Origin of the sequence: Aureibacillus halotolerans, assembly GCF_004363045.1 — a bacterium.
GTDB lineage: Bacteria > Bacillota > Bacilli > Bacillales > DSM-28697 > Aureibacillus > Aureibacillus halotolerans.
The window spans coordinates 84,452-96,720 of record NZ_SNYJ01000003.1; the positions used below are offsets into that span (position 1 = coordinate 84,452).

Below are 12,269 nucleotides of genomic sequence, written 5' to 3' on the forward strand. Positions count from 1 at the left end.
ATCCCTCCCTTTGTTCACGGACATATCGGTTTAGAGCGGTCCGGATATTCCTTGTTTACGAATCATGATAAAATGTGCCGCCAATAGACCGAGCAATGCACCCGGAAGGAAGAACACATGAATGGCGAAAAAGCGAGTCAAGGTTTGAGCTCCAACAATATGTTCGTCGCCAGCCATTAAAACTTTCAATTCTGTTCCGATAAACGGAACGGCTTCAACAATTTGCAACGTTACCTTTGTGGCAAACAACGCTTTCATATCCCAAGGAAGAAGATATCCAGTTAGCCCAAGACCAAGCATAATAAAGAAAATGAGTACGCCTACAACCCAGTTCAATTCTCTTGGTTTTTTATAGGACCCTGTAAAAAAGACGCGCAATGTATGTAGAAACATCATAACGATTACAAGACTAGCGCCCCAATGGTGCATACCACGGACAATTTGTCCGAAAGCGACTTCATTTTGCAAGTAACGAACGGATTCCCACGCATTAATAATATCCGGTGTATAGTACATCGTCAGGAACATTCCAGAGAGTATCTGAATGACCGTGATAAAAAACGTCAAACCTCCAAAGCAATAAACAAACGCAGAAAAATGGTGAGCAGGATTGACATGCTCTGGCACTTCATGGTCGGCAAGATCTCGCCACAAAGGAGTAATATCCAGGCGTTCATCCACCCAATCGTAAATTTTATTTAGCATGCTTACACTCCCCCTCTTGGCACTGCGCGACCAAGATAAAGCTTGCCATCGCGAATTTCCTGTTGATAGACATCTAGACCTGCTGTCGGAGGTGTTCCTGGAACATTTCGCCCATCCTTATAATAGCGACCTCCGTGACATGGACAAAAAAATTGGTCTGGATAGGCAGGGTTTGAAGCCCAACTTACCCCACAACCAAGATGCTTACATAGGGATGAAAAGGCGTGTACATCTCCATTTTCATCTTTAAAGATAAGCGCTTGATTGTCGACTGTAGACTCGTACCACCCGTCTACCTGATCAACTGGGAAATTCACGCTCTGTGGCGTTGTTGTAATTTCCGATACATCCATCACAGGCACTAATTCCGATTCACCTTGGCTTTGTAATACCGGATCAATTGCAAATCGAATCATTGGCATCAGCATTCCAGCTGCCATAAACCCACCGACACCAGTAAGTGTGTAGTTTAAGAACTGCCTGCGGGAGACCCGATGCTCTTTTTCCTCACTCATGACTTTTGCTACCCCCCTCATCCGAAACGAACGGACAATTGTTTCATATTACACATAGATTACTAGGACATACCAATGATAGCGTAATTATTGGAAGCATGTCAATATCGTGCCACAATGTGTTTATGAAATTCTTTACTCCATTGAAAACCAAACCGAAGTAAATACCCCAATCAGTGTGGAAACTTGGTCACGGACGATTTTTCTACGCATCTCTTCATCCATATGCTCTGACATGGAGGCTGGTAACCAAATGACCTCATTTGCACCTGCCACATCCTTGCCACGCCAGTACGGATCACAGGTCAAAGTGAAGACATGCTTCACATTTGCTTTTTTGGCTTCTTCTATCCACGACTGAAGTGTCTGCTCTGGCTCATGACCAGACCAATATGTCAACGCTGGCAAAATCAAAATTCTCCCGTGGAACTGCCGTTCAAGCTCTAGCAGAACATATTGAAGATACTCTCCCATCCCTGCCGTTGCTTTTGCTTGTCCACCGAGCGTTATCGGGATGAGCGGTACGATGACTGTATCCATTTGCTCTGGTTCTTGGGTAAACGTTCCGACGTCCTTCATTGTCCATTTCATCGTTGATTTCTCCTCACAGAAAAGAACCCCTCACTGATTTAAGGGGTCTCTTTTAAATTGTTTAATTGTTCACTGTACGTCAGAAAGGCAGCTCGATCTTTTTCATCAAGTGCTTGATCAATCTTAGTCATTAAGGCTTGACGCTGATAATGGTACACTGAATGCCGTAGCAGTTTTGCAACGAGATCACGATCCTTGCCATTCTCATAATGATTGGATGGAACATAAGGGTTATCTATAAGAACGGCTGCAAACTGGGGCGTTTGATAGCTGTTTTTAAAATTTAATTGCACATAAATGCGATCGGAATCATGCATACGAATGTCATGGAACGCTTTTTCAGCATCTGTTGTTACGATGTTGTCTTTGTAGAAGCGAAATCCCGCCTCCTGCGTGCACGTCGTTGACATAATTAATGCACGCGGACAATAGCTGGCATTTTCAACAAAATGGACTGTTTTTAATAGATGCTCATGATTGGCAAGATAATTCAGGATCCAGACACATTCTCTCTTCTGTAACTGATACGTATGGAGAAACCATTGCAGAAACTCTTTTTTTTCTTGGATCGATATGGCTTCCATCCCGCGTTTCCTCCCCTTTATATCTCTTCTACATCTCTTCGTTTAAATCCATGTACAATGCTTCCAGCTCTTCATCAAACAGTTCATGCTCTTTCAGATCAACAAGTGCTTGTAGAGCAATCGTTCGTTTCCCCTCTTCAATCATAAAGCGCACATAATCCTTCACAAAAGCAGGGTGATGCTTTAACGCCTCATAGGCTTCGGTAAAGAGCTCATTGGCTTTATGGAATACTTCTTGCCTGTGGTACGCGTTGGCAAGGGCATACATCAATTCAGGGTCGGTACTATCTAAAATCCTGCCTGATAGAAGCTCAATCAGTGGTTCATCGTGTTCCTCCTGCTCGTACACCTTCACAAGCCCTTTGAGAGCTGGTTGGGACAATTCATCTAAAGCAAGCGCTTCTTCGTAGTATGCAATAGCAGATTCCTTTTCATGCTGTCGTTCTGCAAGGCGGCCTGCCAGCAAGTAAAGCTCAACCTGTGTACTATCCTTGGCGATGCCTTCCTTGGCAATCGCGTAGGCCTCATCATAGGCAGCTTCAAGCTCATAAGCTTCAGAAAGCGGCTTGTAAAGTGATACGAAATCCTCATCCATCTCTTTTAACTGCTGCAACGCATGAATGGCGGTTTGCGCTTCATCTACTTTTAGTGCTGTAAGACCTAAACCAAACAACGCTTCTGGCGTCGTATGTTCCTGCAAACCTTCCTGATAATGGGCAAAGGCCTCTTCAAACTGACCTGTTAAACTGTATGCTTCCGCCAGAAACAAATGAACCTCAGACAAAGGAATTTCAGATTGTTTTTTAAGCACGCGTTCCAAGTAAGGAATCGCTTTTTTATACGAGCCATGTTGCAGGTAGAAGGAACCGAGCGCCATATCGATAATAGGCTCCTGGCTTTCCAAACGTTTTGCTTGCAGCAGTTTTTGCTCTGCCACCTCTTCTAAGCCCTGGGCCGCATAAACATCAGCTAAAAGCAGCAAGGAACGAGTAAACGCAGCATCTTCCTCTGTGATGGTTTCAATCAACTCGAGTGCCTCAAGTTCTTCATTTTCTTCAAGATACATTTCAGCTAAGTCAAGACGCAAATCCTCGTCTGTCGGATACCTTTCTTGAAGCTGTTGATACAGACGGATCGCTTCGCTTGTTTGCCCCCATGTCGCATATAAGCTGGCAATGTGGTAAAGATCATCGTCGCTGCCCCCACGCTCTATCTGCTGTAACTTGTGAAGTCCTTCTTCAACATGACCTTCCTCTACTAAACGTACGGCATCCTCTATTTGCATACTCACACCTCAACACCTTGACTTATTGATAACTATTACGGGATTCGTAGCTGAATCTCCTGTTTCTATTGATAGACAAATACTGACGCCTGATGACCTATTATACCGTTTTTTTGCAAATAGGAAAAAGCCTGTGCTCAAAACACACAAGCGATTTACATTTTATGTGGCCACATACGTCGGATAGCTTGCTACACCTAAGCACTCCTCCGCTTTTTTACGATCTTTTTCTGAACGGAAGCTAAGTCGAAGCACTCCTAAAATATCTTCACGCGTTTCCATGATGCGTAAGTTCGTTATACTAATTCCCTGATCCGCGAGCATTTTTGTCACTTCTGAAATTACCCCTGGATAATCAGGAACATCAACATACAAATCATAAAAGGACGGAATGGCTCCCTTCGTTTTCACTGGGAGGGCATCGCGGAATTCCTTGGCATCTGCGAAGAACGTAAAAAGCTCTTCATCAGAAGCATTCTCAAGCATCGTTTTGATTTGACGCATCCGCTCTTGCCAATCGTCTACAGCATCAAGCATTTCTTGACGGTTGTGAAGCATGATGTCACGCCACATCGCTGGGCTAGACGAAGCAATTCGCGTAATATCACGGAAACCACCTGCTGCCATTCGCATCGCTAGCGGATGCTCTGCAGACAAATCAGAGACTTGTCCAACGAGCGCTGCTGCAATCAAATGAGGGAAATGACTAATGGCTCCGGCAATTTTATCATGCTCATCGGCATCCATTTCAATCATAGTAGCCCGTGTTCCGGTGAGCCATTGCTTTAGTATCGTAAGCTGCGCCGCGGTTGAACGCTTTGACGGTGTGAGCACGAAAAAGGCATTCTCAAACAATCGTTTGTTCGCTGCCTCAACACCAGATTTATGGGAGCCTGCCATTGGATGACCACCTATAAAGCATGTGCCTTCAGGTAGCCAATCTTCTGCTGTTTGCATCACATCACTTTTCGTACTTCCAACATCCATTATAATGGCCGATGGCTTGCCGTCCACATGCGCAATGGTTTGCAAAATTTGTTTTGTCTGCTTGACAGGCGTCGCAATGATGATGAGGTCTGCTTTTTTTGCTCCTGCTTCAATGGACGGTTCGGCCATATCAATAACGCCAAGGGCAAGCGCCAATTTCAGCTGTTCCTCTGACACATCAAACGCTGAAATGGTCGCTCTATGCCCTTCCTTGATTGTTAGTGCCAGCGAGCCTCCAATTAAGCCGAGGCCAATAATGAACACATGCTTGTTCATTTTTCTTCACCAACGGTCAGTGTTGGAAGCACTCGGGAAATCGCTGCTGAGAGTTCAGCCATATCCTCCTCTGAACCAATCGTAATACGAACTGCTGAAGGAAATCCAAGTGCTGCACCAGAACGAACGATGAAACCTTCGTGAAGCAATCCATTGTACACTTCATCTGCCGGAGCATGAAAGTCGACTAACACGAAATTCGTCTCAGAGGGGTACACCGTAAGACCTAGCGACTCGCAAAAGGTACGAAACGTTGCTTTAATCGCCGCATTCTCATTCCGTGTTTCTGCAAGATAATTCACGTCAGATAAAGCTGCAATCGCTGCAGAATGAGCAGGGATTGACGTATTAAAGGGTTCACGTGCTGGATCAATTTGTGAAATCAGTGCTTCAGAGGCAACCCCGTAGCCAACACGCAATCCTGCAAGGCCATAAGCTTTTGAAAACGTCCGCAACACCATCAAATTCGGGTACTTTGATATCAAGGCTAATGAATCAGGAAAATCATCCGCCGTCACATATTCGATGTAAGCCTCGTCAGAAACGACAAGCACATGTGGTGGAACTTTTTCCATAAAAGCGACAAACGCTTCTGAAGAGATGTGCACACCTGTAGGGTTGTTTGGATTGCAGATCCAGACAATTTTTGTTGAATCATCAATCGCCTCTGCCATCGCATCAAGCGCATGGGCTCCTTGAATCAATTCAACTTCTCTACATTCAGCGCCTTCTATCATGGCATTATGTCGATATTGCGGAAAAGACGGTGTTGGCATGACTGTATTGTCCCCAGCTTGCAGGAGCGCACGACATAAAATCAGAATAATTTCATCTGAGCCATTGCCAAGAATAAACTGTTCGACGGGCATACCGTGCATAGCTGCTAAGCATTGTTTTAGCTGCAGACCATAGCCATCGGGATAAAGAAAGATTTGCTGCAAGCTTTTTGTCGCCGCCTCAATCGCTTTCGGTGATGGCCCTTTAGGATTTTCATTTGACGATAGCTTCACGATTTTTTCCAGCCCTAAGGAGGCCCTGACGTTTTCAGGCGTCATCCCCGGTTTATAGGAAGCCATCCCTTGCAATTGTTGTTTTATTTTCATCACTGCACCTCAACTTAAACGTTTGATTTCACAGGAACGATGGAGGTTATAAAGCGTCTGAATTCTTCCAGCCCTTCGGAAAGCGTTTCGCTGTTTTCAAACAGAGACTGAAGCTCACCAATTTTCCTGACAATCGCACTGCCGATAACGACGCCATCACAGAGCTCTAGAAAAGCCGTTGCCTGCTCCTTCGTTGAAACGCCAAATCCGACGGCCACAGGAACAGAACTATGCGTTTTTGCGTCAGTTAAAAATTGCCCGATTTCTTCGGAAAAGGAAGCACGTTCGCCTGTCACACCAAGAGAGGACACACAATATAAAAAGCCATCTGCCTCTTTAGCGACCAGCTCGACACGCTTTTTAGATGTTGGAGCCACAAGCGAAATAAGCGCAAGATCATTGGCCCTGCAAGCTTTCTTAAAGTCATGGCTTTCTTCAAAAGGAAGATCTGGAACAAGCACTCCATCCACTTGATTCTCACGCGCTAAAGCGAAAAAGCGTTCCTCTCCTAATTGTAGCACAGGATTGTAATAGGTAAAGATGACAACCGGAATTTCCACTCCGCTCGCCCGCATTTTTGAAACAAGCTTCATCGCCTTCGTCAACGTCATCCCACCTGCCAGCGCACGCGCAGAGCCTTCTTGAATGACAGGGCCGTCCGCCAGCGGATCTGAATACGGAATACCAAGCTCTAGAATATCTGCCCCCTCATCCTGCAACACTTTGGCTAATCCAATCGTCGCTTCCTCCGATGGATCTCCAGCTGTAATAAACGGGATAAAGAGATCGTTTTGTCGTTTGAGTGCGTGTTTAAATGACGTCATGCTTGTTCTCCCTTCTCTTCAAGGTACTGCTTGACGGATTGTACGTCCTTGTCTCCTCGACCAGATAAACAGACGACGAGCGTTTCGTTGCTGGCGAGCGTCGGCGCGAGTTTAAAGGCGTAAGCAAGGGCGTGTGCACTTTCAATCGCAGGGATAATGCCTTCTTGCTTTGATAAGAAGATAAGCGCTGCGATGGCTTCGTCGTCTGTAATCGATTCATAGCGAACTCGACCACTATCCTTTAAATAGGCATGCTCCGGCCCAATACCTGGATAATCCAATCCCGCAGAAATGGAGTAAGGCTCGGTAATTTGACCATGCTCGTCTTGAAGTAAATATGTCATTGAACCATGAATGACACCAGGTCGACCTTTCGCCAGTGTTGCCGCATGCTCCTCTGTGTCGACACCTTTCCCAGAGGCTTCAACGCCGTAAAGCGCCACGTTATCCTCTAAAAATGGGTAAAACATACCGATCGCATTGCTTCCACCGCCAACACAGGCAACAATATGCTCAGGAAGTTGACCGATTTGCGTTTGGATCTGTGTTTTTGTTTCGTCACCGATAATGCGTTGGAAATCCCTCACCATTTTCGGGTATGGATGTGGCCCAACAACCGAACCAATAATATAAAAGTGATCCTCGCAATGTTGTACCCAATAGCGAATGGCTTCGTTCGTCGCATCCTTTAACGTTTGATCCCCTGAATCAACTGGGATCACTTCAGCACCTAGAAGCTCCATTCGAAAGACGTTTAGTTTTTGACGCTCAATGTCTTTTCGACCCATAAATACTTTACATTCCAAGCCGAATTTCGCAGCAACAGTTGCCGTTGCCACGCCGTGCTGACCTGCACCTGTTTCAGCAATCACCTTTTTTTTGCCCATGCGAACGGCAAGCAGTGCCTGGCCAAGGGCATTGTTCAGTTTATGTGCACCTGTATGATTCAAATCCTCACGTTTTAAATAGATTTGTGCGCCATCTAACGTCTCCGTCGTGTTTTTAGCAAACGTCAGTGGGGTTGGTCGACCAGAATACTCTTGAAGCTCTCTCGTTAATTCATTGACGAACTGTTCATCTCCCAACGCTTCTTTTAGTGCTTGTTCGACTTCATAAAGCGGCTGCATTAATGTTTCAGGAACAAATTTGCCACCAAAATTCTCAAAACGGCCGCGCTCATCTGGATAGTTCATATTAAGTCCCATCGTTCATCATCGCCTCCAAATGCTTTATCTTTTGTTCGGATTTGGCTCCGTTCTCTTCAATGCCACTTGCAAGATCAATCCCATCCGGGTGATAACGAAGCAGTTCTTTCACGTTGTCTGGTGTTACTCCACCTGCAACAAACAATGGCACTCCGAGCTCTCTTGCCACAGCTTGATAAGCAGGAATACTTGCCCAGTCAAAGGACAGACCACTGCCCCCCCATTGTGGGGATTTTGTATCGATCAGAAAGCCATCCACCTTTTGTGCATACGATCTCATCATCGCTAGTCCTTCGTCGCTATGATGAATGGCTTTTAAAATTGTTTTATTTAATGTAGCCTTTAGTTCCACTGCCATTTCAGGTGCTTCGTTGCCGTGAAGCTGAATCACATTCATGTTAGGAAACTCTGTTGCAGCCCGCTGAATGTCTTCAATGGTCGCATTGACAAAAACCCCAACAGCCAATTGCTGCTCTTTTAATGGCGTTTCGTTGAGCCATTGTTGGACAATGGCGGGTTTGACATAGCGCTTGCTTCCCTCAAAGAAAATGAAACCTAACCAATCCGCAACGTCACGAGACTTCGTATAATCCTCATAGGATCGATTGCCACAGCATTTTAGCAACGCTTGACGTGTCACTGTTGATCACCATATAGCTTAGCAATGGCTTTCTCAGGGTCTCCTGATCGCATAAGATGCTCGCCAACAAGCATAGCTGAAGCGCCGAACTGTTCGATCGTTGCTACATCCTGCTGACCATGGATCCCTGATTCACTTACAAATGGGATTCCTGCGGGCAACAGAGAGGCAATCTCTTGCGTATGCTCTAGAGCGGTGTGAAATGTATGCAGGTCGCGATTGTTAATGCCGATTAATGATGGCGTAAATACCTCTAACAAATTTGCCAGTACGGATTTGCTATGCACCTCAACTAGACAGGAAAGCCCGAGCTCTGTGGCTTGCAAATAAAGAGCGTGTAGTTTCTTAGGCTCAAGTGCTTCGCCAATGAGTAAAATGGCATCCGCCCCAATGGCTGCACTTTCCAACACCTGCTCTTCGGAAATAATAAAATCCTTCCGCAATACAGGGATTGACACCGCCGCTCTAACTCCTTGGAGATCGGCCACAGACCCTTGAAAATAGGTCGCATCTGTTAACACTGAAATGGCTGCTGCACCTGCTTTTTCATACGCTTTCGCGGTTTGAACTGGCTGAAAGTGAGGTGCGATTAGCCCTTTAGAAGGCGACGCTTTTTTCACCTCTGCAATTAACGCAGGCTGGCGCTTTGATTGTTTTACCGCCTCATAGAGCGAGCGATAAGGCGATTGTCTAGGCGTGAATTGTGTCGGATCTATGGCCGCAATTTCTGCGGCCTTCGTTTCAAGGATTGTATTAAGCATGTGTTCTCTCCTCCTCTGTTCCAGCGGCTTCTTTCATGCGTTCAAGCTGCTTATACGCATTTCCCGTCTGCACAGTTTCTAGCGCAAGCATCACACCCTCTGACAGGGTGGCTGCTGCCCCAGACACATACAAGGAGGCTCCCGCATTTAAGGCCACGATGTTTCGAGCGCTTGGATGAGCTTTCCCAAGCAGGACTGACTCTATCGTTTGCGCACTTTCTTCTGGCGTAAACGATTGGATGTCCTTTAACGAACCAACTTCTAATCCAAAGTCCTCTGGATGGATTTGAAATGTCGTAATGTCCCCATTTTTTAATTCTACCACATTCGTTTTCCCAGTAATTGTTGCCTCATCCAATCCATCTTCTCCCGTGACGAGCATCACATGAGAGGAGCCTAAAATGCGTAACGCGCTTGCCATTTTTTTTGCCTGCTCATGATCGTAAACGCCAATCAACTGACGCTTACAGCGCGCCGGATTCGCGAGCGGACCGAGAATATTGAAGACCGTTCGAAAACCGAGTTCCTTCCGAGGCACAACCGCATGCTTCATCGCTTGATGATACAAAGGCGCAAACAAAAAGGTCATATTGTAAGCAGCTAACGCTTTTCTTGCTTCATCTGCGTTTTGCTGAATGTTAACGCCTAGTGTTTTTAACACATCTGCACTTCCACTTTTAGATGACACAGCAAGATTGCCATGCTTAGCGACCTTTACACCATGAGAGGCAACGACGAGCGAGCTCGCAGTTGAAATGTTAAATGTGTTCGCTGCATCTCCGCCAGTGCCGCATGTATCCACAGTATCCGTGTCAATCCCATTCACTGTTGTCATATGGGATCGCAGTGAGCGTGTAAAGCCGACAATCTCATCGACCGTTTCTCCTCGCAGGCGTAAGGCTGTCAAAAAACCTGCGATCTGGCTCGGGGAAGCATTTCCCTCCATAATGATGTTCATCGCTTTTTCGGCATCTTCAACAGTGAGAACCTCTTGCTGAATCACAGCTTGAAGCACGGATTTAAACATATGAATTGCTCCCCTCGATGGTTTGTTTTTCAGCATGAATGATGGCGCGCACAAGACCCATGGCCTTGTTCCTTGTTTCCTGCCATTCATTTTCAGGCACAGAATCTGCCACAATGCCTGCTCCCGCCTGCACGGAAACCGTCCCCTGCTCTAGCGTCATTGTCCGGATGGCGATGCACGAGTCAATTTGATCATTGTAACCGATATAGCAAATGGCTCCCGCATAAATGCCTCTTGACGTTGGTTCAAGTTCGTTTAAAATTTCCATGGCTCGTATTTTTGGCGCCCCTGAGACAGTACCTGCTGGGAAACCAGCGTTTAACGCGTCGAAAGAAGTGTGGTCACTGGATAACGTTCCACGAACTTTAGAGATGAGGTGCATCACGTGAGAGAACATCGCCAGTTCAAGCAAGACCGGTGTATGCACACTACCAAAGGAAGCCACCCGACCGACGTCATTCCTAGCAAGGTCGACGAGCATATGATGCTCTGCACGCTCTTTTTCATCGGCAAGCAAATCCTCTCCGAGCGCACGATCCTCTTCCACCGTTTTTCCTCTTGGTCTCGTTCCCGCTATCGGATGAATTTCAATGCCATTTTGTTGAACTTCAACTAATTTTTCAGGCGAGCTGCCAATAATTTCAGTACCGTCCAGGCGAATATAAAACATGTATGGAGATGGGTTGATCATGCGAAGTGATCGATAGAGCTCTAAACCACCAACATTCGTCTGTTTGGAAAATCGCTGAGACAATACCGCCTGAAAGATGTCACCCGCTTTAATCCATTCTTGTATTCGTTCCACATCACGAAGAAATGCGGCTTTTTCATAGTTGCTTTCAAACGTATTAAATTCCTCTTCAACCCCGCCCTCCATGTCTGTCAAGAGTGGCGATGAGGACTGTGTGGACATCATTTCCTTCACAAGGACATCCATGTCACGAATAGCTTGCTCGTAAAGCTCTTCAAGATTCGATTTATTTTGTGCATCAACATAATGAATCACATCTAAATCACCTGTTTGATGGTGGTACGCAAGGAGCACATCACAAAACACAAAATGGTATAAAGGCTTATCTTGACGATGGTCTTGGACGGTACGAACACGATCAAGCTGGTAGGCAGCTTCATACGCCATATACCCAACGCCACCACCAGAAAAAGGAAGATCACTCGTATGGGGTAGCAGGTTTCGCGTTGCTTTCACGTACTGAAAGGCCTCTTCAAGAGTCTCTTGTGAGGATAGACGCTCATCATTCATATCCATGATTTGAAAGTCATCTTTCCCTTGTTTAATCTGTAATGTAGGATCAATGCCAATAAATGAATGCTTTGACCAGAGTGACTGCTCATCACGGCTTTCCAAAATATACGCGGCACGTTCCTGAAGTTTTGTAAACATTTGAATGGGTGTGCTTTGATCAACGTAGTACCGCTTCACTACTGGAACGGTATCATAGGTTGAGGCTTGGGTTAAAAAGGTTTGAAGTGTCATCAGGGTTCCCTCCATTGAACGTAGTCATTGGAGAGCGGGAGATGGTAGAGGATGGTCAAATGACAGTGCCGTGCTAAAGCCGTTTTTTCTAGGGCTTCGTACAAGGCATTGTTCTGTCTTTGAACCGACTTCCGAAGAACACATAAAGCGCCCTGATCAATGACCGAGGGCGCAAAAAGGTAGACGTATCCTGTATTTGCTCATCTCTGCTCACGCTCTCTAAAACCTATCTCATCTCTTCTCAGCTACAAATGTACTACTTCTGAACTCG

The 12,269-nt window shown here is 45.9% G+C and carries 13 protein-coding genes; all 13 read right to left on the reverse strand.

The window, feature by feature from the left end:
* Nucleotides 1–30: 30 nt before the first annotated feature.
* The 13 genes from qcrB to trpE all read right to left on the reverse strand — a co-directional run bounded on the left by qcrB (nt 31) and on the right by trpE (nt 11,998).
* The gene (qcrB, locus tag EV213_RS04905) at nt 31–705 is read right to left on the reverse strand and encodes a menaquinol-cytochrome c reductase cytochrome b subunit (protein ID WP_133579386.1); all 675 of its coding nucleotides are present in this window, start codon (nt 703–705) and stop codon (nt 31–33) included.
* 2 nt (nt 706–707) lie between these two features.
* Nucleotides 708–1,220, reverse strand: a complete 513-nt coding sequence (locus EV213_RS04910; protein ID WP_133579387.1) for a Rieske (2Fe-2S) protein — start codon at nt 1,218–1,220, stop codon at nt 708–710.
* A gap of 135 nt (nt 1,221–1,355) precedes the next feature.
* Complete coding sequence (locus tag EV213_RS04915) at nt 1,356–1,811, reverse strand: DUF2487 family protein (protein WP_133579388.1); 456 nt, start codon at nt 1,809–1,811, stop codon at nt 1,356–1,358.
* A gap of 38 nt (nt 1,812–1,849) precedes the next feature.
* Nucleotides 1,850–2,395 carry a ReoY family proteolytic degradation factor gene (locus EV213_RS04920; protein ID WP_133579389.1) on the reverse strand — a complete coding sequence of 182 codons (546 nt, stop codon included), beginning with the start codon at nt 2,393–2,395 and terminating at the stop codon, nt 1,850–1,852.
* Nucleotides 2,396–2,423: 28 nt separating this feature from the next.
* The gene (locus EV213_RS04925) at nt 2,424–3,680 is read right to left on the reverse strand and encodes a tetratricopeptide repeat protein (protein ID WP_243740000.1); all 1,257 of its coding nucleotides are present in this window, start codon (nt 3,678–3,680) and stop codon (nt 2,424–2,426) included.
* Nucleotides 3,681–3,842: 162 nt separating this feature from the next.
* The gene (locus EV213_RS04930; RefSeq protein WP_133579391.1) at nt 3,843–4,943 is read right to left on the reverse strand and encodes a prephenate dehydrogenase; all 1,101 of its coding nucleotides are present in this window, start codon (nt 4,941–4,943) and stop codon (nt 3,843–3,845) included.
* Entirely contained in the window at nt 4,940–6,046 is a 1,107-nt protein-coding gene (gene hisC, locus EV213_RS04935; RefSeq protein ID WP_133579392.1) for a histidinol-phosphate transaminase, read from the reverse strand. The genes EV213_RS04930 and hisC overlap by 4 nt, the downstream gene beginning before the upstream one ends.
* A gap of 14 nt (nt 6,047–6,060) precedes the next feature.
* A complete protein-coding gene (gene trpA, locus EV213_RS04940; protein WP_133579393.1) occupies nt 6,061–6,870 on the reverse strand; it encodes a tryptophan synthase subunit alpha in 810 nt (269 codons plus the stop codon).
* Nucleotides 6,867–8,075 (reverse strand): tryptophan synthase subunit beta, encoded by a 1,209-nt coding sequence (gene trpB / locus EV213_RS04945; RefSeq protein WP_243739993.1) that lies wholly within the window; start codon nt 8,073–8,075, stop codon nt 6,867–6,869. Before trpB ends, trpA begins: the two co-directional genes overlap by 4 nt.
* Nucleotides 8,065–8,715: a phosphoribosylanthranilate isomerase gene (locus tag EV213_RS04950; RefSeq protein ID WP_133579394.1), complete on the reverse strand. Its 651-nt coding sequence runs from the start codon at nt 8,713–8,715 to the stop codon at nt 8,065–8,067. The genes trpB and EV213_RS04950 overlap by 11 nt, the downstream gene beginning before the upstream one ends.
* Nucleotides 8,712–9,476: an indole-3-glycerol phosphate synthase TrpC gene (trpC, locus tag EV213_RS04955; RefSeq protein ID WP_133579395.1), complete on the reverse strand. Its 765-nt coding sequence runs from the start codon at nt 9,474–9,476 to the stop codon at nt 8,712–8,714. The genes EV213_RS04950 and trpC overlap by 4 nt, the downstream gene beginning before the upstream one ends.
* The gene (gene trpD, locus EV213_RS04960; RefSeq protein ID WP_133579396.1) at nt 9,469–10,503 is read right to left on the reverse strand and encodes an anthranilate phosphoribosyltransferase; all 1,035 of its coding nucleotides are present in this window, start codon (nt 10,501–10,503) and stop codon (nt 9,469–9,471) included. The genes trpC and trpD overlap by 8 nt, the downstream gene beginning before the upstream one ends.
* Nucleotides 10,496–11,998, reverse strand: a complete 1,503-nt coding sequence (trpE, locus tag EV213_RS04965) for an anthranilate synthase component I (protein WP_133579397.1) — start codon at nt 11,996–11,998, stop codon at nt 10,496–10,498. Before trpE ends, trpD begins: the two co-directional genes overlap by 8 nt.
* Nucleotides 11,999–12,269 lie beyond the last annotated feature (271 nt).

Bases quoted from the DNA above. Each gene is read 5' to 3' on its own strand.
- EV213_RS04915 (WP_133579388.1), bottom strand. From the start codon at position 1,811: ATGAAATGGACAATGAAGGACGTCGGAACGTTTACCCAAGAACCAGAG.
- EV213_RS04920 (WP_133579389.1), bottom strand. From the start codon at position 2,395: ATGGAAGCCATATCGATCCAAGAAAAAAAAGAGTTTCTGCAATGGTTT.
- EV213_RS04910 (WP_133579387.1), bottom strand. From the start codon at position 1,220: ATGAGTGAGGAAAAAGAGCATCGGGTCTCCCGCAGGCAGTTCTTAAAC.
- trpC (WP_133579395.1), bottom strand. From the start codon at position 9,476: ATGCTTAATACAATCCTTGAAACGAAGGCCGCAGAAATTGCGGCCATA.
- EV213_RS04930 (WP_133579391.1), bottom strand. From the start codon at position 4,943: ATGAACAAGCATGTGTTCATTATTGGCCTCGGCTTAATTGGAGGCTCG.
- trpD (WP_133579396.1), bottom strand. From the start codon at position 10,503: ATGTTTAAATCCGTGCTTCAAGCTGTGATTCAGCAAGAGGTTCTCACT.
- qcrB (WP_133579386.1), bottom strand. From the start codon at position 705: ATGCTAAATAAAATTTACGATTGGGTGGATGAACGCCTGGATATTACT.
- EV213_RS04925 (WP_243740000.1), bottom strand. From the start codon at position 3,680: ATGCAAATAGAGGATGCCGTACGTTTAGTAGAGGAAGGTCATGTTGAA.
- trpA (WP_133579393.1), bottom strand. From the start codon at position 6,870: ATGACGTCATTTAAACACGCACTCAAACGACAAAACGATCTCTTTATC.
- trpB (WP_243739993.1), bottom strand. From the start codon at position 8,075: ATGGGACTTAATATGAACTATCCAGATGAGCGCGGCCGTTTTGAGAAT.
- hisC (WP_133579392.1), bottom strand. From the start codon at position 6,046: ATGAAAATAAAACAACAATTGCAAGGGATGGCTTCCTATAAACCGGGG.
- trpE (WP_133579397.1), bottom strand. From the start codon at position 11,998: ATGACACTTCAAACCTTTTTAACCCAAGCCTCAACCTATGATACCGTT.